We start from the raw sequence: 22,704 nt of genomic DNA, 5'->3' as shown, positions 1-22,704 counted from the left end.
TTATCAGGTGGTGTTGGTCACCCCTCCTTGTCCTCCGGCACCCCGGCCACGGGCGCCCTGTCCTGTTTCTCCAGCAGCCGTGCATAGCCGGCCCCCATGCCGAGCAGGGTCAGGCCGACGACGATGAACACCGCGACGCGGAAGATGCCCCCGAGCGTGCCCAGGTCGAACAGGAACAACTTCGCCACCGCGGCAGCCACCAGGCCCAGCCCCGCGCCGATGAGCACCGAGCGCTGCTCGCGCGACAGCCGCGCGGCATAGCCGAACACCGCGGCCGCCATCGCGATCCAGCAGATGGTCGCGACCATATGCCCGGCGAAGAAGCCACCCTGCCGATCCGGAGCGCCGCCGTCGATCAGCATCCCGGCGGTCACCGTGAACGACGTGACGGCATAGACGATCACCGCGACCGCGCCGACCCACAGCAGGCTCTCGCGAGAATCCCACGCCCACACGATGGCCACCGCGGCCAGTGCCAGCAAGATGCTCGACACCATCGTCGAAACGCCCGCAGCGGTGCTCAACGGGGTCGGCTCCAGCAGAGTCTCCAGCGGCGCCGTGCTGAGGTGGACGCCGGTACCGATCGTCGCGAATCCGACAGCGGCCCAGCGTGCAACGCTGTCTCGTCGTCCGGCCAACGCCACCACCGCAGCCATCGCCAGCAGCACCGGCCCGGCGATCTGTCCGTGGAAAGCGACGGTGACCGCGATCAGCGCGGCGACCGCAGAGGTCACCGAGAACACCTGTCGCACCACCCCGGGCACTCCCGGTAGCCGGTGACCGAGCAGCACGATCGCCAGCAGTGCAGCGGAGAGGGCCGCAGCCATCAGCGCCGCGACGACGCGGTCCACCGCCAGAGCCGCGCACAGGGCCGGCAGCACGCCGGTCGCCGTCAGCAATGCCATCGCCGCGCGGTTCTTGGTACTGGGCAACAGAATCAATGCCCCGATCAGAGCCACCGCGGCGGCGATGCCGCAGGCACCCGCCAGCCACAGGTCCTGCCGGGAGTCGAAGTACCGGGCGAGCAGCGCCGCCAGCAGTGGCAGAACCGCAGCCGCGGTCCGCGCCGCGTGCAGCCAGATCCAGTCCCTGCCGAGCTGAACCGGAAGCGACACCGCCGCCAGTGCCAGCATGAAAGCGACGAGCAGCAGCGAGAATCCGTCGGCGACGACCGGCGCCAGCACGACGAGCGGTACCAGGACCAACAAGCCGAGATGCTGGGAATCCCACCGGCGAGCCAACGTCAGCCCGCCGCCGGCGACGAGCGAGGCGACCAGCAGCCCACCCGGAGCCGCCAGCCAATCGTAGATCGTGGTGACCGCGATGACATCGATGTAGGCCGCTGCCACACCGGTGGCCACCAGAGCGATGGCACCCACCCGACCGCCGGGCCGGCGGTCGAGCCACCAGCCGGCGCCGACCAGAGTCGCAGCCAGCACGGCACCGGCGGCCACCCGGAACTCGGGCCGCAGTATCCCCGCCTGGGCGGCCAGTACCACCAGCAACACCACGCCGATCAACGTCACACCGACACCGGCGACGGCGAGCAGCTTGCCGATCCAGCCCTCCGAGCGTGTCTTGCCTACGTTCGCCGCCGGCGGGACGACCGGCCAAGGCTGCACCGGAATCGGCGCCGGTGGCCGTGGCTGTGGCGGTGGCGGCGGTGGTGGCGCGTACTGCGGCCAGTAGGGCATCACCGGGGGGTGCATCGGCTGCGGTGTGAAGGCAGGGGTGGTCACCGGGCGGGCGGCCAGAATCTGGTCCAGCGCGGACAGATCGGCGGAGACCCGGGCCAGCTGGCGCGAGATCGCGGCGAAATCCGCGGAGAGCCGGGTGATGACGGCGGTGTGCGGTTCGGTCATACCGCCATCGTGGCAGCGCGCAGCGGTCCGGCGGATGAGTACAACTACTCGTCGAGACCGTACCTACTCGTCGAGACCGTGTTCGATCGCATATCGCGCCAACTCGACCCGATTGCCGATCTGCAGTTTGCGGAACGTGGCCTGCACATGGTTCTCGACCGTTCGGTGACTCAGTGACAGCCGCGCCGCGATCTGCTTGGCCGTCAGGCCCTTGGCGACGAAGCGTAGGATCTCGGTCTCCCGCTCGGTCAGCGTCGGACCGGCCGGGGTGTCGCGCTCGAGGCGCCGGAACTCCCCGAGCACCAGACCAGCCAGTCCCGGGGTGAACACCGCCCGACCCTGCGCCGTCGCCCGCACCGCGTCGCCGAGTTCCTGCTTGGATGCACTCTTGACCAGATAGCCGGTTGCTCCGGCCTTCACCGCTTCCAGGACATCCTCGCGCTCATCGGATGCCGAGAGCACCAGCACCCGCGACGACGGCGACACCGACAGCACCTCGGCCGTCGCCCGGGCACCGTCCCCGTCGGCAAGGCGCATGTCCATCAGAACCACGGCGGGCCGAACCACGGCGGCCCGACGTTTGGCCGACCCTACCCCGTCGGCTGTGGCCACCACATCGAAGCCGGAATCGGCCAGATCCCGCGCCACCGCGTCACGCCAGATCGGATGGTCGTCGACGACCATCACGGTGGTCGACTCGTCGGTGTCGGCGCCGACGTTCTCGGCACTGTCAGTCATCGCCGGTTCTCCTGTCTGCGCGGCACCGTCAACTCCCACTCGGTGCCCGAGTCGAGTCCGGTGCTCAACTCGGCTCGGCCACCCAGCCAATTCATCCGTCCCACAATGGATTTCGCTACTCCCATACGGCCTTCGGTCACCGCCTGCTGCAACCGGCCTTCGGGTATCCCGACACCGTCGTCACGGACAGTGACGGTGACGGTCTCGCCGAGATCCTCCAACAGGACATAGGCACGCGCGTCGGGTCCGGCATGCGCGTCGACGTTGTCGAGCGCGTTGCTCGCCGCCGCCAGCACCTCCTCGGCGATCGTCGCGTCGAGCAGCACCGGCTCCGCGGGCACGCTGACCGATACCCGGTCGGAGGCGTGCCGCCGCAGCATGGCACCGAGATCGGAAACCGCGCCGTCACGGGGCTCGGCCTCCCGGGTGCTGACCAGCCGGCGCAGCGCCCGCTCCTGTTCGCCTGCGAGCTCGGCGAGTCGAGCGGTGTCGCCTCCGATCTCCTTTCCCCGGCGCGCCACCAGGGCCAGCACCTGGATCGCACCGTCGTGGACCTGGCGGGACAGCCGCTCACGCTCCTCCAGAGACGCTGACAACCGGGCTGCCCGCTGCAGTTCGGCGTGGGCACGACGGGCGGTCTGGGCGGCCATCCCGACGGCGAGCCCGACGGCCAACTCGATCACCACGGTGGCGTTTCGCCCCAGATCGATGCTGACGTGACCCTTGACCGCCGCGCTGGCCGCGACCACTGCCAGGCCGGCGAGCATCCCGGGGACCGGACCGGACAGGATCGCTGCCGAAATGGTGGCGTTGGTCGCCCATAGGGTGGTGGGCCACGTCTGGTTGTCCAGGGCCCACTGATCCGAGGCCACCAGCTCCGTCGAGAGCATCAGCGCCACCACGACGAGGATCTCGGACAGCACCCACAGCGGACGTCGCCCGAACCCTTGCAGGTAGGCCACCGCACAGCACCCGCTCCAACCGATCAGCACGGCGAACAACACCCAGCCGCCCATCGAGTGGTCCAGGCCGGGGTTGACCGCCAGCTGAAAACCGAATGCGTAGATACAGCTGAGCAGGCGGAACACCTGGGCGGCCCGCCACAACGGGGTGGCCGGGTCAGGGTTCACATCACCTTGGAGAGAAACGCTTTCGTCCGTTCGTGTTGGGGGTTGGCCATGATCTCGCGCGGGTCGCCGCGCTCGACGACCACCCCGCCGTCCATGAACACCAACTCGTCGGCGACTTCCCGGGCGAAGCCCATCTCGTGTGTCACCACCATCATGGTCATGCCCTCGGAAGCGAGTTTCTTCATCACGCCCAGCACCTCGCCCACCAGTTCCGGGTCCAGCGCGGAGGTGGGTTCGTCGAACAGCATCAGCTTCGGATCCATCGCCAGGGCCCGGGCGATCGCCACCCGCTGCTGTTGCCCACCTGAAAGCTGCGCCGGGTAGGCCTCGGCCTTGTCGGCCAGACCGACCTGCGCCAGCAGTTCCTGCCCCCGTGCGACGGCCTGCCTCTTGTCGAGGCCCTTGACGCGCACCGGCGCTTCGACCACATTGCCCAGCGCAGTGCGGTGCGGGAAGAGATTGAAGTGCTGGAACACCATGCCCACATCGCGACGTTGTTTGGCCACGTCCCGCGGCTTCATCTCGTGCAGTTTGCCGGCCCGCTCGTGGTACCCGACCAGCGCTCCATCGACGTAGAGCCTTCCGGCGCTGACCGTTTCGAGATGGTTGATACACCGCAGGAAGGTGGATTTGCCGGAACCTGACGGCCCTACCAACACGAGGACCTGGCCTTTGTGGACTTCCAGCGTGATGCCCTTGAGCACCTTGAGCGCACCGAAGTCCTTGCAGACCAGCTCGGCCTTCACCATGGGCTGCGCGGTCTCGTCGGGCTGCGCGGTCTCGTCGGGCATGGTCACACCCCCGTCCCCATCTGCGCCTTGGCCAGCGCCTCGAGCTGTTTGGCGGTGAGCTTGCGCGACGCGCCGCGGGAGAAGTAGCGCTCCAGATAGAACTGGCCGACCATCAGGATGCTGGTGATCACCAGATACCAGGTGGCGGCCACCAACAACAACGGCACCGGCTGGAAGATGCGGGCCGCGATCTCGCGCGTGGCGATGCTGTAGAGGTCGAAGGCGTAGGGCACCGCGGTGACCAGCGACGTGGTCTTCAACAGACTGATGACCTCGTTGCCGGTGGGCGGGATGATGACGCGCATCGCCTGGGGCAGCACGGTGCGTCGCATCGCCATTCCCCAGGACATGCCCAGCGCCGTGGACGCTTCCAGCTGGCCCTCGGGCACCGAGGTGATACCGGCACGGACGATCTCGGCCATATAGGCGGCCTCGTTGAGCGCCAAGCCGATCACCGCCAGGGCGAACGGGATCGACAGGCTCTGCAGGTCGATGTGGAAGAACGACGGACCGAACGGCACTCCCAGCTGCACGTTGCGGTAGATGGTGGGAAACAGCCCCCAGAACGCCAGCTGCACATAGACCGGGGTGCCGCGAAAAACCCACAGGAACACCCAGGCGACCGCACCGAGAACCGGATTCTCCGACAACCGCATGATCGTCAACACGACCCCGAGCACGATGCCGATGGCCATCGAGTACACGGTCAGCTGCAGCGTGTTGAAAACCCCGAGCAGGACCCGCTCATGAAACAGGTACTCGAGATACGTCGACCACCCGTAGGCCGGGTTGGTCGCCGCACCGTAGAGGAACAGCGCGACGATGACGAGGATGACGGCCGCCGCCACCCACCGCCAGGGGTGGCGCAGTGGGACGGCGTCTATTGCTTGTGGCGGCGTGCCGGCATCACTCATTGGTGTCAACGTCTCCTAGGAGACCGCGCCGTTGATCACCGGTTTGTCGATCATGCCTTCCTCAAGGCCCCAGTTGGCCGCGATCTCTTGGTATTTGCCCGTCTCGATCAGGTGCTCGAGGGCCTGCAACAGCGATTGCGCGAGGGGTGAACCCTTTTGGACGGGCCAACCGTAGGGCGCGGAATCGAAGACCTCACCGGCCTGCTCGAGCTTTCCGTTGGTCTGCTTGATGGCGTACAGCGTGACCGGAGAATCCGCGGACATGGCGTCGGCCTGACCCAGCACGACGGCGTTGGTGGCGGCGTCCTGGCTGTCGAACGCAATGATCTCGATCGCCGGCTGACCCTCGTCGGTGCACTTCTTGCTCCGTGCCGGCAATTCGTCGGTCTCCTGGACGGTGGTCGCCTGCACCGCGACCCGCTTGCCACAGGCGTTCTCCGGGTCGATGTCACCGCCGGCGGGCTGAGCCCACAGGGTGCCTGCGGAGAAGTAGGTGACGAAGTCGACCTGCTCCTCGCGCTCCTTGCTGTCGGTGAACGAGGACATTCCGACGTTGAACGTGCCGCCTTGGATCGACGGGATGATCTTGGCGAAGTCTGCCTCGCGGTACTCGGGCGTCAGACCGAGCGTGCCTGCGATGGCGTTCATCAGATCCACGTCGAAGCCGACGATCTTGCCGGTCTCGTCCTTGAACTCGTTCGGGGCGTAAGGGATGTTGACGCCGATGACCAGGGTGCCCGTCGACTTGATCGCCTCGGGCACGGTGTTCGCAATCGCGTCGACCTTCTCCGCCGGCGCCGCGGCGGTTGGGGACCCTTCCTCGCTCGGCTGATCAGAGCTGCTCGAACAACCCGACAGCGCCAGAGCGCCCGCCGCGATGAACGCCGCTGCGATGCGCCAGGTCTTGGTCCGGCGGTCTTGGATTCCACCCAACACAGGTTTGCCTCAACTTTCTTTCTCGGGTCGTCCGCGTCTCCGCCTGAGTCCACCACACCAGGCATCCCCAGCCAGGAACGTTAACGACCGACGATCCGACGCGCAGCGCCGGTAACAGGACATTAACGACACCACCCGGACATCACAGCCGTACTGCGAAATCGAGCACGCCGTGTCGCCGGTGTGTCAAACTTCGCGCATGGAAACCGCTGCTCCCCCAAGCATGTTGCAGCACCTGTGGAAATCGGCGCTGCTGTCCGGCATTCTCGCCGCCGCGCTGGGTGTCCTGGTGCTGGTCTGGCCCGGCATCACCATAGTGGTCGCGGCCATATTTTTCGGCGCGTATCTGTTGGTCGCGGGCATCTCGCAGGTGGTTTTCGCGTTCAGCCTGCATGTTTCGGCGGGCGGTCGGGTGCTGCTGTTCGTCAGCGGGGCGGCCGCCCTGATTTTGGCCGTGCTGTGCTTCCGCAGCCTGCAGGAGTCGATTCTGCTGCTGGCGATCTGGATCGGCATCGGCTTCATCTTCCGTGGCGTGGCAACCGCGGTCTCGGCGATCAGCGACCCCGCGCTGCCCGGACGCGGGTGGGAGATCTTCATCGGGGTGATCAGCCTGATCGCCGGGGTGATCATGCTGGCCGCGCCGTTCGAGTCGATTGCCACCCTGACGATGGTGGTGGGCATCTGGCTCATCGTGCTCGGCGTTTTCGAGGTCATCTCGGCGTTCGGCATCAGAGCGGCGAGCAAAAAGGTCGATGCATTCAAAACGGATGTCGCGGCAGCCAGTGCGGAATGAGACCCAAATCTCCACCGCAAACCCACAACACAGCTACTACACTGTGTCGTAGTTAGGATCGCAGAACCTGGGAGTGGCGCATGGACGCACTTGATGTGTCGCGGTGGCAGTTCGGCATCACAACCGTCTACCACTTCATCTTCGTCCCGCTGACCATCGGCCTGGCCCCGCTCATCGCCGTCATGCAGACGGTCTGGCACGTCACCGGAAACGACGCCTGGTATCGATTGACGCGTTTCTTCGGGAAATTGTTCCTGATCAACTTCGCCATCGGCGTGGCGACGGGCATCGTGCAGGAATTCCAGTTCGGGATGAACTGGAGTGAGTACTCCCGGTTCGTCGGTGACATCTTCGGCGCCCCGCTCGCCTTCGAGGGCCTGATCGCATTCTTCTTCGAATCCACCTTCATCGGTTTGTGGATCTTCGGCTGGAGCCGGCTGCCGCGCCTCGTCCACCTGATCTGCATCTGGATCGTCGCCTTCGGTGTGAACGCGTCGGCGTACTTCATCATCGCCGCCAACTCCTTCATGCAACACCCGGTGGGCGCCGAGTTCAATCCGGAAACCGGCCGCGCCGAACTCGTCGACTTCGGCGCATTGCTGACCAACAACACCGCCATCTGGGCCTTCCTGCATGCGGTGACCGCATCGATGCTCACCGCCGGCGCGTTCGTGGCAGGCATCTGTGCATGGTTGATGGTCCGTGCGCACCGCAGGGGCGGCGAGGAGGTCGAGGCGCGCACCATGTACCGGCCGGCGACGATTCTCGGCAGCGCGGTCGCCCTGGTGGCCGCCGCCGGACTCTTCTTCACCGGCGACATCCAGGGCAAGCTGATGTTCGTCCAGCAGCCGATGAAGATGGCCTCGGCGGAATCGTTGTGCTACACCGAAACCGATCCGGACTTCTCCATCCTGACCGTCGGCACCCACAACAACTGCGACAGCGTCACCCACCTCATCGAAGTGCCGTACGTGCTGCCGTTCCTCGCCGAGAGCAGATTGTCCGGAGTGACGTTGCAGGGCGTCGAAGATCTGCAGGCCCAGGCCGAACAGAAGTTCGGACCCGGCAACTACCGGCCGAATCTGTTCGTGACCTACTGGTCGTTCCGCGCGATGATCGGGCTGCTGCTGGTCCCGGTGGCGTTCGCATTGCTCAGCCTGTGGTTGACCCGCCGGGGCCGGATCCCCGACCAGCGCTGGTACGGCACCTTCGGTCTGCTCACCATCCCGACCCCGTTCCTGGCCAGCTCGGCGGGCTGGATCTTCACCGAGATGGGACGCCAACCCTGGGTCGTGGTGCCCAATCCCACCGGCGATCCGATGGTGCGAATGACGGTGCAGGAAGGCGTGTCCAACCACGCGGCCGGCACCGTGCTGTTCTCACTGGCGGTCTTCACGCTGCTGTACGGAGCGCTCGCGGTCGTGTGGTTCTACCTGATGCGTCGCTACGTGACACAAGGTCCGCAGGAACACGACTCCGAACCCGCGCCGCCGAAGCCACCGAGCAGCGACGACGTCGCCCCACTGTCGTTCGCGTACTAGGAGATTTGTCGTGGGACTCCAGGAACTGTGGTTTCTTCTGATCGCCGTGTTGTTCCTCGGCTTTCTGGTACTTGAGGGCTTCGACTTCGGCGTCGGCATGTTGATGGCACCGATGGGCACCATAGGCCCCGGCGATCCGGACAACCGGCGCCGAGCGGTGCTCAACACCATCGGCCCGGTCTGGGACGCCAACGAGGTGTGGCTGATCACCGCGGGCGCCGCCATGTTCGCCGCCTTCCCCAACTGGTATGCCACGTTGTTCTCGGCGCTGTACCTACCCTTGCTCGCAATCCTTTTCGGCATGATTCTGCGCATCGTCGGCATCGAATGGCGCGGCAAGATCAACGACCCGCAGTGGCGCCGATGGGCCGATATCGGTATCGCCCTCGGCTCGTGGCTGCCCGCCTTCCTGTGGGGCGTGGCATTTGCGATCCTACTGCGCGGCCTGCCCATCGATGCCGACGGTCGCGCACACGCCGGCCTCGGGGACGTCCTGAGCCCCTACACCCTGCTCGGCGGGCTGGCGACCACCTCGCTGTTCCTGTTCTACGGCTCGGTGTATCTGGCGCTGCGTACGTCGGGCGCCCTGCACGATGATGCGTTCCGCGTCGGCAGGGCGTTGTCGTTACCGGTGATCGTGCTGGCCGGCGGGTTCGGGCTGTGGACGCAGCTGGCCTACGGCCGCACGTGGACCTGGTTGGCTCTGACGGCGGCGGTGGCAGCGCTGCTGGTGTCGGTGGCTCTCATGCAACGGCGAATCCGGGAGGGCGTCGCCTTCCTGGCGATGGTGATCGTCATCGCGGCCGTGTCGGTGCTGATCTTCGGGTCCATGTACCCGAACCTGTTGCCCTCGACGCTCAACCCGGAGTGGAACGTGACGATCTACAACGGCTCCTCGACCCCGTACACACTGCGCATCATGACGTGGGCCTCGCTGACCCTGCTACCGCTGGTCATCGGCTATCAGGCGTGGTCCTACTGGGTCTTCCGGCAACGCGTCACCGCCGACTCCATCCCCGCGTCGATCGGGCTGTCGAGGCGAGCCCGCTGACCGATCCCACGCGCGCCCCGATCGATCCGCGGCTGTGGCGGGTCTCGGCGGCGATGCGCCGGTTCCTCGTCGCCACCACCGCCTGCGGCGTGCTCATCGCGGCGTGCACCATCGCTTCCGCGGTGGTCCTCGCCGCAGTGGTGGCGCGGGTGATCACCGATCCTGCCTCGCGCAGCCTGGGCGACCTCGGCACGCCGATCGCGATGTTGTTGGCTCTGTGGACTGTTCGGACGTTCACGCAGTGGCAGCAGGGCCGGCTCGCGCAACGCGGAGCCAGCGCGGTGATCGCCGACCTGAGCGAACAGGTGCTCACCGCGGCCGCGTCCCTGCCCCCGCGCAAGCTGTACGCCCACCGCGACGAGGCGGCGGTGGTGGTCACCCGCGGCCTGGACGGGCTGCGAATGTACTTCACCGGGTATCTCCCGTCGCTGTTTCTGTCCGCACTGCTGACCCCGGCCACCGCGGTCGTGATCGCGCTCTACGACTGGAAATCGGCGTTGATCGTGATGATCGCGCTGCCGCTCATCCCGATCTTCATGATTCTGATCGGGCTGGCGACCGCCGACCGGTCCGCGGCCGCGCTGACCGCGATGGCGACGTTGCAGTCGCGACTTCTCGACCTGGTGGCCGGTCTGCCCACGTTACGCGCGCTGGGCCGAACCGATGGTGCGGCGGCGCGGATCGCCGAACTGGGTGCCGCGCATCGCCGATCGGCGATGGCCACCATGCGCATCGCATTCTTGTCGGCACTGGTCCTCGAGCTCCTCGCCACCCTGGGCGTGGCTTTGGTCGCCGTCGGCGTCGGTATGCGCCTCGTCTTCGGCGAGATGACCCTGACCGCGGGACTGACCGCGCTGCTGCTGGCACCCGAGGTGTTCTGGCCGCTGCGGCGAGTGGGTGCGGCGTTCCATTCTGCACAGGACGGAAAGACCGCCGTGCAGGCGGCGTTCCGCTTCATCGACACGGTGGCCCCGGCGAGCGCAGGGACACGCCCGCCCTCCGGCAACACCGTGACCGTCGCGGTCGACGCGCCCGCGTTCACCGCGACACCCGGCCGGGTGACCGTGCTGACCGGACCCAACGGCTGCGGTAAATCCACCCTGCTGCAGGCGATCCTGGGGCTGGATCAGCCGGCGGCTGGGCGCATCCGGATCAACGATGTCGACGTCGGCGACCTCGATCCGCAGCTGTGGTGGGCCAAGGTGGCGTGGTTGGCGCACCGACCGGTGCTCATCCCTGGCACGGTGCAGCAGAACCTGGAGCTGTTCGGTCCGTTGCCCGATCTGGAATCCGCTTGCCGGGCAGCCTGTTTCGATGACGTTCTGGCAGCACTGCCGCATGGTCTGCAGACCGCGATCGGTCGCGACGGCGTCGGCCTGTCCCTGGGGCAGCGTCAGCGGCTCGGCCTGGCCCGGGTGCTCGGATCGCCGGCACCGCTGCTGCTGTTCGATGAACCCACCGCCCATCTCGACGAACCGACCGAGGCCCGGGTGCTGGACTCGATCAGGCGGCGCGCTGCCGACGGTGCGACGGTGATCACGGTCGGACACCGTGAACCCGTCCTGAACATCGGCGACGAGGTGGTGCACCTGGGAGGTGACCGTGTCTCCTCGTGACCCGCTCGTGCAGGCCTGGCCGTTGCTGGGCCTGCGGGTACGGCGCATCGCACTGGCGGTGGCGTTCGGCGCGTTGTCGCTGGGCAGCGCGTTGGGCCTGACCGCGGTGTCGGCGTGGTTGATCACCCGGGCCTGGGAGATGCCTCCGGTGCTGCATCTGACCGTCGCGGCGGTGACGGTCCGGGCGCTGGGTATCTCGCGCGGCGTGCTGGCGTACTGCGAACGGCTCGCCTCCCACGACACGGCGTTGAGGGCGGCCGGTACCGCCCGCGAGCGGCTGTTCAGCCGGCTGGCGGCCGGCCCCGAGGATACGGTGATGCGCCGCAGCAGTGGCGACCTGGTGGCCAGGGTCGGCGCCGGGGTGGACGAGCTTTCCGACGTCGTGGTGCGTGCCGTGGTACCGATCTGCGTGGCTGCACTGCTCGGAGTGTCCGCCGTGGTGGCGATCGCCCTCATCTCGCCCGCGGCGGCGACAGTACTGGCGGTGTGCCTGTTGGTCGCGGGTGTGTTGGCACCCGCACTGGCCGCCCACGCTGCGAGATCCGCTGAAACTATTGCGGTCGAACACCATTCGTCACGGGACGATGCCGTGCTACTGGCGCTGGAGCACGCGCCGGAACTGCGGGTCAGCGGCCGTCTGGCCGAGGTCATCACCACGGCCACCGACGAACAACGCCGGTGGGGAGACGCGATCGACCGGGCCGCGGCACCGGCCGCCGTGGCGGCGGCGGCACCGACCGCAGCAGTCGGGGTCAGTGTCCTCGGCGCGCTGCTCGCCGGAATCGCGCTGGCCGACACCACTGCTGCGACCACCGTCGCGATCCTGATGCTGCTACCGCTGGCGGCGTTCGAAGCCACCGCTGCGCTGCCCGGGGCTGCCGTGGCGCTGACCCGGGGCCGGATCGCCGCGCGACGCCTGCTGGCGGTCACCGAACCCGCCACCGACGACCGCCGCCCCGCGGTGACACCGCTGGTGTTACGGCCCGGCGCACGCGTTGCGGTGGTCGGCCCGAGCGGATGCGGTAAGACGACACTGCTGATGCGCTCACCGGGGGTCTTCTTCGCCGAGGACGCCCACCTGTTCTCGACCACCGTCCGGGACAACCTGTTGGTCGCGCGCGGTGACGCCGGTGACGACGAACTGCGCGACGCGCTGGGCAAGGTGGGACTCGGAGCGTGGCTCGACGATCTGCCGCAGGGATTGTCCACCGTGCTCGTCGGCGGCGCCGCCGCGGTGTCGGCAGGCCAGCGCAGACGACTTCTGCTGGCACGAGCACTGGTATCAGCCGCGCCGACAGTGCTTCTCGACGAGCCGACGGAGAATCTCGACGCCTCCGACGCCGACCGCTTACTGACCGACATCCTCACCCCCGGAGCACTGTTCGGCACGCACCAAACCGTCGTCGTCGCCACCCATCATCTGCCGGAAACCGTCTCGGTGCCGGTAATCTCACCGACATGAGCGAACCGCCACCCCCGCCACCCGGCAGCTATCCCGGCGGCTATCCGCCCCCGCCACCAGGCAGCTATCCCGGTGGCTATCCGCCCCCACCTCCAGGCAGCTATCCCGGTGGCTATCCGCCCCCACCTCCCGGCGGTTACGGATACCCGGCGCCCGCGCCGTCGGCGCCGAAGAACGGGCTCGGCACCGGCGCGCTGGTGCTGGCGATCGTCGGTCTGTTGCTGTGTTGGACCGTCGTCGGCGGGGTGCTGCTCGGCATCGCGGCCATCGTCATGGGCTTCCTGGCGCGTGGCCGGGTTGCCCGCGGTGAGGCCGACAACGGCGGCGTCGCCCTGGCCGGCATTGTGCTCGGCGCGGTGGCCATCGTCGCCAGCCTGGTCCTGGTGGCGATCTACGCAACCCTGGGGGTGGCATTGTTCAACGACCTGGGCGGCGGCGACTACATCGACTGCCTGCAGCGGGCCGGGTCCGACCAGGCGGCGGTGCAACGCTGTGCCGACGAATTCAGTCAGCGGGTCGAAGAGTCTCTGTCGGCGACCGTCACTCCGACGCCGTAGCCCTGCCCGGAAAGTACTTCACGATCCCCTCCTGCACCACGGTGGCCACCGGCCGTCCGGCGCGGTCGAAGAAGTGGCCACTGCCCAGTCCCCGGGATTCCGCCGCGACCGGTGAGGTCGTCGAGTAGAGCACCCAGTCGTCGAATTGCACCGGCCGGTGGAACCACACCGAATGGTTCGTGGTCACGGCGAAGATGCGGTCGTGGCCCCACGACAATCCATGGGTCGTGATGATCGAATCCAGCACCGTGGTGTCCGAGGAATACACCAATGCCGCCGTGTGCAGCACCGGGTCGTCGGGCATCACGCCCTGGGCTTTCATCCAGACCCGGTTGTGGGTCAGGGTCCCGCCCTTGTCGCGCATGATCCACGCCGGATCGTTGGTGTAGCGCCATTCGATGGGCCGCAGCGCGTTGACGAAATGCGGAACGACCTGTTCGTAGCCTCGCAGCAGCTCATCGATCGGCGGCACGGTCAGCGGATTGTCCAGCGGCGGTGGCTCCACGCCGTGTTCGAGCCCCTTTCCGCCGGCCAGGTAGGACACCATCGCGGTGGTCAGCAACTGACCGTTCTGCAGCACATCGACCCGGCGGTTGGCGAAGCGGCGTTCGTCGCGCAGCCGCGTCACCTGGAACTCCAGGTCCGACGCCGGGTCGCCACCGGCGATGAAGTGCACCGACATCGCGCTGGGCGGGATGGGGTGATCCAGGCTCCAGCTCGCCGCGACGAACGCCTGCGCCATCATCTGGCCGCCGAAGGTGCGCACCGGGTTCCTGCTCGGATGAACCCCGATGAAGGTGTCCTCGTCACGCCGTTGGAGGTGCAGGATCGCCAATAGCTCGTCGAAGTCGGCCGATGACGACACACACACTCCCTTGTCGTGACTAGACGTCGTCCTCCCCGATGCGGTGGACGTGAATCAGATTCGTGGAGCCTACTGTGCCGGGTGGAGCGCCTGCGACGATGACCACGAGGTCGCCGCGCTTGTAGCGCCCGAGGGCCAGCATCGACTGATCCACCTGGCGGATCATGCCGTCCGTGGTCTCGATGTGGGGAACGATGAACGTCTCGGTGCCCCAGGTCAGCGCCAGCTGGCTGCGAATCTCGGGCAGCGCGGTGAACGCCAGCACCGGCAACGGCGTGTGCAGGCGGGCCAACCGCCGCACGGTGTCGCCGGACTGGGTGAACGCCACCAGCGCCTTGGCGTCGAGTCGCTCGCCGATGTCGCGGGCCGCGTAGGAGATCACGCCGCGCTTGGTGCGCGGCACGTGGGTCAGCGGCGGTGCGGCGACCGAATTCTCCTCGACCGCGGAGATGATCCGCGCCATCGTGCGCACCGTTTCGAACGGAAACTTGCCCACCGATGTCTCCCCCGAGAGCATGACGGCGTCGGCGCCGTCGAGGACCGCGTTGGCCACGTCGGAGGCCTCGGCACGGGTAGGTCGGGAGTTCTCGATCATCGACTCCAGCATCTGGGTGGCGACGATGACGGGCTTGGCGTTTTCCCGCGCCATCTGGATGGCCCGCTTCTGGACCAGCGGAACCTCCTCCAACGGGAGCTCGACACCGAGGTCGCCGCGGGCCACCATGATGGCGTCGAACGCCAGCACGATGGCTTCCAGGTTGTCGATCGCCTCAGGCTTCTCCAGCTTGGCGATGACGGGCACCCGCCTGCCGACACGGTCCATCACCTCGTGGACGAGTTCGACGTCGGCGGGTGACCGCACGAACGACAGCGCCACCAGATCGACACCGAGTCGCACCGCGAACTCGAGGTCCTCGATGTCCTTTTCCGACAGCGCAGGCGCCGAGACGTTCATGCCCGGCAGCGACATCCCCTTGTTGTTGCTGACCTTGCCGCCCTCGGTCACCGTGCAGACCACGTCGTTGCCGTCGATATGCTCCACGACCAGACCCACGTTGCCGTCGTCGACGAGGACGCGGTCCCCGGGCTTGGCGTCCTGAGCGAGCCGCTTGTAGGTGGTCGAGACCCGGTCGTGGTTGCCGAGGAAGTCCTCGACAGTGATCCGCACCGTCTCCCCGTTGGCCCACACCGTCGGCCCGTCCGCGAACCGGCCCAGCCGGATCTTGGGTCCCTGCAGGTCGGCGAGGATCCCGACCGCCCTCCCGGTGGCGTCGGATGCGGCACGAACCCGCTTGTAGTTCGCCTCGTGGTCGGGGTAGTCACCGTGGCTGAAGTTCAGCCGGGCCACGTCCATCCCGGATTCCACCAGCTGCCTGACCGCCTCTTCCGAAGCGGTGGCCGGGCCTAGCGTACAGACGATCTTCCCGCGTCTAGTCACGACAGCTGAGCATAGTCGTTAATCGATTCAGACGACGGACAGCGGCACCGTGCCCGGCCGGACCGGGGCGGGCAGATCGGAGTCTCCCATCAAGAACGTGTCCACCGCGTGTGCGGCACTGCGTCCCTCCGCGATGGCCCACACGATCAGCGACGCGCCCCGATGCGCGTCACCGCAGACGAACACGCCAGGGGCGTCGGTCTGCCAATCCGACCCGCACGCCACGGTGCCCAGCCTGTTCAGACTCAGGCCGAGTTCGTCGAGCAGCGCCATCTGCTCGACCCCCTCGAACCCGATCGCCAGCAGCGCGAGCTCGCACGGAATCTCCAGCGAGTCTCCGACCGGAACGACGTGCCGGCGTCCGTCGGCGTCACGTTCGACTTTGACCTCGGCGATCTCCATCGCACGCAGGTTGCCCCGACCGTCGCCGAGGAAGCGCTGCACGGCGACCTCGTATCGCCGGTGCCCCCCTTCGGCATGCGCCGGCGACAGCCGGGTGCGCAGCACGACCGGCCACGTCGGCCACGGAGAGCGTGATTCGTCGCGGTACTCCGGCGGCTCGGGGTTGTAGTCCAACTGGGTGACCGATGCGGCGCCCTGACGATGTGCGGTGCCCAGGCAATCCGCGCCGGTGTCACCGCCACCGATGATCACGACGTGCTTGCCTGCGGCGCTGATATCGCTCGGCCCGTCGCCTTCGCATTCCTTGTTGGCCGGCACCAGGTGCTCCATCGCCAGGTGCACGCCGTTGAGGTCGCGGCCCTCGACGACGTTGTCACGGGCGCGCAGCGCACCGACGGCGAGCACCACCGCGTCATGCTGGGCGCGTAGCTGCTCGACCGGCAGATCCACCCCGACCTCGCATTCGGTGACGAAACGCGTTCCCTCGGCGCGCATCTGGGCCAGCCGTTGGTTGAGAACCGACTTCTCCAGTTTGTACTCCGGGATTCCGTACCGCATCAACCCGCCGATACGGTCATCGCGCTCGTAGACCGTGACGTCGTGACCGGCGCGGGTGAGCTGTTGCGCAGCGGCCAGTCCCGCCGGCCCGGAACCCACCACGGCGACCTTCTTGCCGGTCGCGATCGCTGCGGGCTGGGGTTCGACGATGCCGTCCATCCAGGCCTGGTCGGCGATGGTCTGCTCGATCCGTTTGATCGTGACACTGCCGCCGGTCTGCTCCTCGGCGATCGAGAGCACACAGGCCGCCTCGCACGGTGCCGGGCACAGCCGACCAGTGAACTCGGGGAAGTTGTTGGTGGCATGCAGTCGGTCGCTGGCCGCATCCCAGCGCCCCCGACGCACGAGATCGTTCCATTCCGGGATCAGGTTGCCCAGCGGGCACCCCGCGGTCCCGGAATGGCAGAACGGGATCCCGCAGTCCATGCAACGGCGGGCCTGCTGGGCGACCTCACCGGCCCGCTGGTGCGGGTCCTGCCGCTCATACACCTCACGCCAGTCCCCGACCCGTTCGTCGACGGGTCGTTTGGCGGCCTCGACTTTGGCGACCTCAAGAAATCCGCGTGGATCAGCCACGGCTCGCCTCCATGATCGCCGAGTCGACGTCGCGGCCCTCGGCTTTGGCCATCCGGGTCGCCTCGAGTACGCGCTGGTAGTCGCGCGGCATGATCTTGGTGAACTGTGCGCTGCGCCTCGGCCAGTCCGACAGCACCGAGGTGGCGACCGTGCTGCCGGTGTAGCGGACGTGCTGAGCGACGACGTCACGCAGCCAGATCAGGTCCTCCGGTTCCAGCCCCTGCAACTGCACCATGTCGGTGTTGACCCGCCTCTCATCCAGCCCCAGTACGAACGCAATACCGCCGGACATACCCGCCGCCATATTGCGGCCGACCTTGCCGAGGACGACGACGCGGCCGCCTGTCATGTACTCGCAGGCATGATCGCCGACACCCTCGACCACTGTCAGCGCGCCCGAGTTCCTCGCCGCGAACCGCTCCCCCACTCGGCCACGCAGATACAACTCGCCAGAGGTGGCGCCGAAAAGTAACGTATTGCCGGCGATCACGTTGTCCTCGGGCAGGAACAGCACGTCGTCCTGCGGCTTGACGACGATTTTCCCACCGGAAAGCCCTTTGCCCACATAGTCGTTGGCGTCACCGATGAGTTCCACCGTGACACCGGGCGGCAGGAACGCGCCCAGCGACTGTCCGGCGGAACCGGTCAGGGTGATGTGGATGGTGTCCTCGGGCAGACCCTGCGCCCCGTAGCGGCGGGTCACCTCGCTGCCGAGCAGTGTGCCCACCGTGCGGTTTACATTGCGGATCGGTAGCTCCAGGCGCACCGGATGCGCGTCCTCAAGGGCGCCTTCGGCGAGTTGGATGAGTGTCTGGTCCAGCGCCTGATCGAGGGCGTGGTACTGGTCGCGAACCCGGCGCCGCGCTGCCGGCTGCCCGGTATGGCCGTCGGAGGGCACCGCGAAGATCGGGCTCAGGTCCATGCCCTTGCTCTTCCAGTGCGCGACACCCCGGTCCGTGTCGAGCATCTCGGCGTGTCCGACCGCCTCGTCGACGCTGCGGAATCCGAGCTCGGCCAGGTGGCGGCGGATGTCCTCGGCGATGAAGCGGAAGAAGTTCTCCACGAACTCGGGTTTACCGTTGAAACGTGCTCGCAGCTCCGGGTTCTGGGTGGCCACACCTACCGGGCAGGTGTCGAGGTGACACACCCGCATCATGATGCACCCGGCCACCACCAGCGGCGCGGTCGCAAAACCGTACTCCTCGGCACCGAGCAGCATCGCGACCATGACATCGCGGGCCGTCCGCATACCCCCGTCGCACTGGACCGTGATGCGGTCGCGCAAACCGTTGAGCATCAGCGTCTGCTGGGTGTCGGCCAGACCGATCTCCCACGGCGCCCCGGCATGTTTGAGGCTGGTCAACGGAGCCGCACCGGTGCCGCCGTCGTAGCCTGAGATCAACACGACGTCGGCGTGCGCCTTGGACACACCGGCGGCCACCGTTCCGACCCCGACCGAGCTGACCAGCTTGACGTGGATACGGGCGTCGGCGTTGGCGTTCTTCAGGTCGTGGATGAGCTGGGCGAGATCCTCGATCGAGTAGATATCGTGATGGGGCGGCGGCGAGATCAGCCCCACACCGGGCGTGGAATGCCGGGTCTTGGCGATGCTCGGATAGACCTTGTAACCCGGAAGCTGTCCTCCCTCACCGGGTTTGGCGCCTTGGGCCATCTTGATCTGGATATCGGTGGCGTTGACCAGGTAGTCGCTGGTGACCCCGAAGCGCCCGGAGGCGACCTGCTTGACGGCGCTGCGCCGCTTCGGATCGTAGAGCCGTTCGACGTCCTCGCCGCCCTCACCGGAGTTCGACCGGCCGCCGAGGTTGTTCATCGCGACGGCCATCGTCTCGTGCGCCTCGGCCGAGATCGACCCGTAGCTCATCGCGCCCGTGTTGAAGCGGGTGACGATCGATTCGACCGACTCCACCTCGTCAAGGGGCACCGGTGCCCGCAGCCCGGTCTTGAACTCGAACAGTCCGCGCAGCGCGCCACCTTCCCGGGCCAGACGGTTGACCTCCTCGGAATACTGCTCGAAGACCTGGCGGCGGCCGGTGCGGGTCGAATGCTGCAGCAGGAAGACCACTTCCGGTGTGAACAGGTGCAGTTCGCCTTCGCGGCGGAATGCGTATTCGCCACCTACCTCAAGACGACGGTGCACCCGTTCGGTCGGATTCTCCGGGTACGCGCGGCGATGCCGCAGCTTGACCTCTTCGGCGATGACGTCCAGACCGACACCCCCGAGCTGGGTGGGGGTCCCGGTGAAGTACTCGTCGATGACGCCCCGGTCGATGCCGATGGCCTCGAAGGCCTGGGCGGCGGTGTAGGACGCCACGGTCGAGATGCCCATCTTGCTCATCACCTTCATGACGCCTTTGCCCAGCGCCTTGAGGTAGTTACGGACCGCCGCGGCCGGTTCGATTCCGGTGAGTTCGCCTTCGCGGATCAGATCCTCGATCGACTCGAACGCCAGGTACGGATTGACCGCGGCCGCGCCGAAACCGATCAGCATGGCGATGTGGTGCACCTCGCGAGCGTCGCCCGTCTCGACGACCAGTGCGACCGTGGTCCGCTCCTTGGTGCGCACCAGGTGGTGATGCACCGCCGAGACCGCCAGCAGCGACGGTATCGGGGCCTTGGTGTGGTCGGAATCGCGATCCGAGATGACAAGCGTACGTGCGCCTTTGGCGATCGCATCGCAGGCCCGCAGCCTAAGCTCCTCCAACGCCTCGGCCAGACCGTCGCCGCCGCGCTCGACGTCGTAGAGGGCGCGCAGCACCGCGGTACGCAGTCCGGGGTGCTCACCGTCGTCGTTGATATGGACGATCTTGTTGAGGTCGTCATTGTCGAGCACGGGCCAGGTGAGCTTGATCTGACGGCACGACGCCGCCGTCGGCTCGAGCAGGTTCTGCTCGGGCCCCATGATGCGGGCCATCGATGTGACGACTTCCTCGCGGATCGCGTCCAGGGGCGGATTGGTGACCTGGGCGAACAACTCCACGAAGTAGTCGTAAAGCAGCTTGGACCGCTGTGAAAGCACGGCCGCCGGAGTGTCGGTACCCATCGAACCCAGCGGTTCCGCTCCGGAGGCAGCCATCGGGGTGAGCAGAATGCGCAGATCTTCTTCGGTGTAGCCGAAACTGATCTGACGACGGACCACCGATTCGTGGTTCGGCTGAGCCCGGGCCCGATCGGGAAGCGTGGTGAGCTCCAGCAGACCGGAATGCAGCCACTCGCCGTACGGTTCCGCTTGGGCCAGTTGCTCTTTGATCTCGTCATCGGACACGATACGGCCCGCGGCGGTGTCGATGAGGAACATCTTGCCGGGCTGCAACCTGCCTTTGGCGACGACCTCGGCGGACGGCACGTCCAGGACGCCACTCTCGCTGGCCAGGATGATTCGGTCGTCGATGGTGCGCCACCAGCGGCCGGGCCGCAGTCCGTTGCGATCCAGCACAGCACCGACCAGGGTGCCGTCGGTGAAGGTGACGCAGGCAGGACCGTCCCATGGCTCCATCAGTGATGCGTGGAACTGCCAGAAGGCGCGTTCGGCGTCGTCCATCGTGGTGGCGTTCTCCCAGGCTTCCGGGATCATCATCAACACGGCGTGCGGCAGGCTTCGGCCCCCCAGATGCAACAGCTCGAGGACTTCGTCAAACGAAGCCGAATCGGAGGCGTCCGGGGTACAGATCGGAGACAGTCGACTGAGATCTCCGGGGATCCTGGCGCTGGCGAGCATCGCCTCCCGGGCGTGCATACGATTCCGGTTGCCCCGCACGGTGTTGATCTCGCCGTTGTGGGCGACGAACCGGAAAGGGTGCGCCAGCGGCCAAGACGGGAATGTGTTGGTCGAGAATCGGCTGTGCACGATGGCGATGGCGCTGACACAGCGTTCGTCGCGCAGATCCGGAAAGAACTGCGGCAGCTGCATTGTCGTGAGCATGCCCTTGTAGACCATCGTCCGACTCGACAATGACGGGAAGTAGACGTCGGCCCGCTCGGCCCGTTTGCGCATCGGGAACACGCGACGGTCGAGGTCGACCCCTGCCGGCCTGGTGCCGTTGTTTTCAGGCGCGGCGACGAAAAGCTGTGCCATGTAGGGCATACAGCTGACGGCAGTGGCGCCCACCTCGGCCCCGGCGGGGTCGACGGGCACCTCGCGCCATCCCAAGACCTCCAGGCCCTCTTCGGCGGCAATTGATTCAACTGTTGCACAAGCGCTTTCGCGGGCCGATGACTCCTGGGGCAGATAACAGATTCCGGCCGCGAAGGTGTGCTGGCCGTCCGTGGTAGAGGCCGGCAGCGCGAAGTCGACGACGTCACGCAGAAGGTCGACGGGCAGCTGGATCAAGATGCCCGCGCCGTCACCGCTGCTGGCTTCTGCTCCGGCGGCTCCGCGATGCTCCAGGTGTTCCAGAGCGACGAGTCCGTCAGCGACAATCGAATGCGAGCGGCGCCCCTGGATGTCGGCCACCATGGCTACGCCGCAGGAATCCGCTTCGTTGCGGGGATCGTACAAGCCTTGAGATTCGGGCAATGCCGAGAAAAGCATGGACACGGGCCTCCACAGTCCTGAGTTTCGCCATCAGGGACTGCACCGGCCCGTTGGCCGAGTGTAGCAGCGGCGGCGATCCGCTACCCGTCGAGAACGGTCGGGACCAGCGGGAATCCCGGCAGATTGCGGACCACGGTCCACGCCACCACCGCGGTGATGATGACGGCATACACGGGCGCATTGAAGGCCGGCTTGGCCTGCTGCCGGCGCAGCAGCACCCAGACCAGCAACAGCGGCAGCCCGATGAGCGCGAAGGCGTTGTCCACGAAGGCGGCAGCGATGTCACCGTGCAGCACGTCGTGGGTCATGCGCAGGCCGCCGCACGCCGGACAGTACCAACCGGTGATCGCGTGGAACGGACAGGGCGGAAAGATGAAGCTCGCGCTATGCGGATCCCCGATACGGATGTAGGCCAGGGCGCCCACGACCGCCGCGCCGGTGCCGAACCCAACCAGCAATCGGCTCCGGTTCCCCGCTGGGGAGCTAGGTTCCATCGCGCAACGGACGTCCCGCCGGATCGCGCACCCGGTCGGTGAGGATCAGAACCGCGTCGATGATGCCCCAGATGACGGCGCCGATCCCGCACGTGAGAAGCCCGACGATCAGCTGGATCACGCCCAGTGTGGTGTAGCCCAGGTAGAAGCGCCCGATGCCCACGAGCCCCACCAGTCCGAGCAACTGCAGCAACCCGCCCACGACCTTGGATTTTTCCGAAAAGGGCTCCCCTGTGACCGGGTGGCGGCCCCAGGGCGCGCTCGGGTCCACAAAGCCGGTCGGATACCCACCGGCCGGCGGCGGGAAGGCACCTGGGGGCGGCCCGGAGTACTGCGGTCCCGGCGGGAAGTAACCCGGCTGATGCGGCGGCGGTGGATAGGACGATCCGCCTTCATTGCCGCTGAACGGGGGCTCGGTCATGACAACA

18 protein-coding genes are annotated in these 22,704 nt (G+C 67.1%); 6 read left to right on the top strand and 12 right to left on the bottom strand.

The features are described 5' to 3' along the window. Positions 1 to 17: 17 nt before the first annotated feature. From ACNUDN_RS13490 to ACNUDN_RS13465, 6 genes are all read right to left on the bottom strand, one after another. Positions 18 to 1,862 (bottom strand): DUF2339 domain-containing protein, encoded by a 1,845-nt coding sequence (locus ACNUDN_RS13490; RefSeq protein ID WP_419122414.1) that lies wholly within the window; start codon positions 1,860 to 1,862, stop codon positions 18 to 20. 63 nt (positions 1,863 to 1,925) lie between these two features. Then, positions 1,926 to 2,600 carry a response regulator gene (locus ACNUDN_RS13485; protein WP_419122413.1) on the bottom strand — a complete coding sequence of 225 codons (675 nt, stop codon included), beginning with the start codon at positions 2,598 to 2,600 and terminating at the stop codon, positions 1,926 to 1,928. Beyond that, complete coding sequence (gene macS / locus ACNUDN_RS13480) at positions 2,597 to 3,730, bottom strand: MacS family sensor histidine kinase (protein WP_419122412.1); 1,134 nt, start codon at positions 3,728 to 3,730, stop codon at positions 2,597 to 2,599. Before macS ends, ACNUDN_RS13485 begins: the two co-directional genes overlap by 4 nt. Continuing rightward, the gene (locus ACNUDN_RS13475) at positions 3,727 to 4,479 is read right to left on the bottom strand and encodes an amino acid ABC transporter ATP-binding protein (protein WP_419125153.1); all 753 of its coding nucleotides are present in this window, start codon (positions 4,477 to 4,479) and stop codon (positions 3,727 to 3,729) included. Before ACNUDN_RS13475 ends, macS begins: the two co-directional genes overlap by 4 nt. A gap of 44 nt (positions 4,480 to 4,523) precedes the next feature. Next, entirely contained in the window at positions 4,524 to 5,435 is a 912-nt protein-coding gene (locus ACNUDN_RS13470; protein ID WP_419122411.1) for an amino acid ABC transporter permease, read from the bottom strand. 15 nt (positions 5,436 to 5,450) lie between these two features. Next, the gene (locus tag ACNUDN_RS13465) at positions 5,451 to 6,371 is read right to left on the bottom strand and encodes an ABC transporter substrate-binding protein (RefSeq protein ID WP_419122410.1); all 921 of its coding nucleotides are present in this window, start codon (positions 6,369 to 6,371) and stop codon (positions 5,451 to 5,453) included. Positions 6,372 to 6,570: 199 nt separating this feature from the next. Here ACNUDN_RS13465 and ACNUDN_RS13460 point away from each other — a divergent pair, with 199 nt between their 5' ends. The 6 genes from ACNUDN_RS13460 to ACNUDN_RS13435 all read left to right on the top strand — a co-directional run bounded on the left by ACNUDN_RS13460 (position 6,571) and on the right by ACNUDN_RS13435 (position 13,391). Continuing rightward, the gene (locus ACNUDN_RS13460; protein WP_419122409.1) at positions 6,571 to 7,164 is read left to right on the top strand and encodes an HdeD family acid-resistance protein; all 594 of its coding nucleotides are present in this window, start codon (positions 6,571 to 6,573) and stop codon (positions 7,162 to 7,164) included. An 80-nt stretch (positions 7,165 to 7,244) separates the two neighbouring features. Next, positions 7,245 to 8,705, top strand: a complete 1,461-nt coding sequence (locus ACNUDN_RS13455; protein WP_419122408.1) for a cytochrome ubiquinol oxidase subunit I — start codon at positions 7,245 to 7,247, stop codon at positions 8,703 to 8,705. Between the two features lie 10 nt (positions 8,706 to 8,715). Continuing rightward, positions 8,716 to 9,756, top strand: a complete 1,041-nt coding sequence (gene cydB, locus ACNUDN_RS13450; RefSeq protein WP_419122407.1) for a cytochrome d ubiquinol oxidase subunit II — start codon at positions 8,716 to 8,718, stop codon at positions 9,754 to 9,756. A 53-nt stretch (positions 9,757 to 9,809) separates the two neighbouring features. Beyond that, positions 9,810 to 11,372 (top strand): thiol reductant ABC exporter subunit CydD, encoded by a 1,563-nt coding sequence (gene cydD, locus ACNUDN_RS13445; protein WP_419125152.1) that lies wholly within the window; start codon positions 9,810 to 9,812, stop codon positions 11,370 to 11,372. Continuing rightward, positions 11,359 to 12,834 (top strand): ATP-binding cassette domain-containing protein, encoded by a 1,476-nt coding sequence (locus tag ACNUDN_RS13440; RefSeq protein ID WP_419122406.1) that lies wholly within the window; start codon positions 11,359 to 11,361, stop codon positions 12,832 to 12,834. The genes cydD and ACNUDN_RS13440 overlap by 14 nt, the downstream gene beginning before the upstream one ends. Beyond that, positions 12,831 to 13,391 carry a DUF4190 domain-containing protein gene (locus tag ACNUDN_RS13435; RefSeq protein WP_419122405.1) on the top strand — a complete coding sequence of 187 codons (561 nt, stop codon included), beginning with the start codon at positions 12,831 to 12,833 and terminating at the stop codon, positions 13,389 to 13,391. The genes ACNUDN_RS13440 and ACNUDN_RS13435 overlap by 4 nt, the downstream gene beginning before the upstream one ends. Here ACNUDN_RS13435 and ACNUDN_RS13430 read toward each other — a convergent pair. From ACNUDN_RS13430 to ACNUDN_RS13405, 6 genes are all read right to left on the bottom strand, one after another. Next, on the bottom strand, positions 13,375 to 14,256 hold the full coding sequence (locus tag ACNUDN_RS13430; protein WP_419122404.1) for an acyl-CoA thioesterase II: 882 nt from the start codon (positions 14,254 to 14,256) through the stop codon (positions 13,375 to 13,377). The genes ACNUDN_RS13435 and ACNUDN_RS13430 overlap by 17 nt on opposite strands. 19 nt (positions 14,257 to 14,275) lie before the next feature. Then, a complete protein-coding gene (gene pyk / locus ACNUDN_RS13425) occupies positions 14,276 to 15,694 on the bottom strand; it encodes a pyruvate kinase (RefSeq protein ID WP_419122403.1) in 1,419 nt (472 codons plus the stop codon). Positions 15,695 to 15,721: 27 nt separating this feature from the next. Beyond that, positions 15,722 to 17,230, bottom strand: coding sequence for a glutamate synthase subunit beta (locus ACNUDN_RS13420; protein ID WP_419122402.1), 1,509 nt, complete (start codon positions 17,228 to 17,230; stop codon positions 15,722 to 15,724). Then, positions 17,223 to 21,779 carry a glutamate synthase large subunit gene (gene gltB / locus ACNUDN_RS13415; protein WP_419125151.1) on the bottom strand — a complete coding sequence of 1,519 codons (4,557 nt, stop codon included), beginning with the start codon at positions 21,777 to 21,779 and terminating at the stop codon, positions 17,223 to 17,225. Before gltB ends, ACNUDN_RS13420 begins: the two co-directional genes overlap by 8 nt. Positions 21,780 to 21,862: 83 nt before the next feature. Next, positions 21,863 to 22,276: a DUF2752 domain-containing protein gene (locus tag ACNUDN_RS13410; protein WP_419122401.1), complete on the bottom strand. Its 414-nt coding sequence runs from the start codon at positions 22,274 to 22,276 to the stop codon at positions 21,863 to 21,865. Continuing rightward, on the bottom strand, positions 22,266 to 22,697 hold the full coding sequence (locus tag ACNUDN_RS13405; RefSeq protein ID WP_419122400.1) for an NINE protein: 432 nt from the start codon (positions 22,695 to 22,697) through the stop codon (positions 22,266 to 22,268). Before ACNUDN_RS13405 ends, ACNUDN_RS13410 begins: the two co-directional genes overlap by 11 nt. Between the last annotated feature and the right edge of the window lie 7 nt (positions 22,698 to 22,704).

This window comes from Mycobacterium sp. smrl_JER01 (assembly GCF_048513595.2).
Classification (GTDB): Bacteria; Actinomycetota; Actinomycetes; order Mycobacteriales; family Mycobacteriaceae; genus Mycobacterium.
Note: the sequence above shows the minus strand (reverse complement) of the source record. Positions and strands in the feature narration are given on the sequence as shown.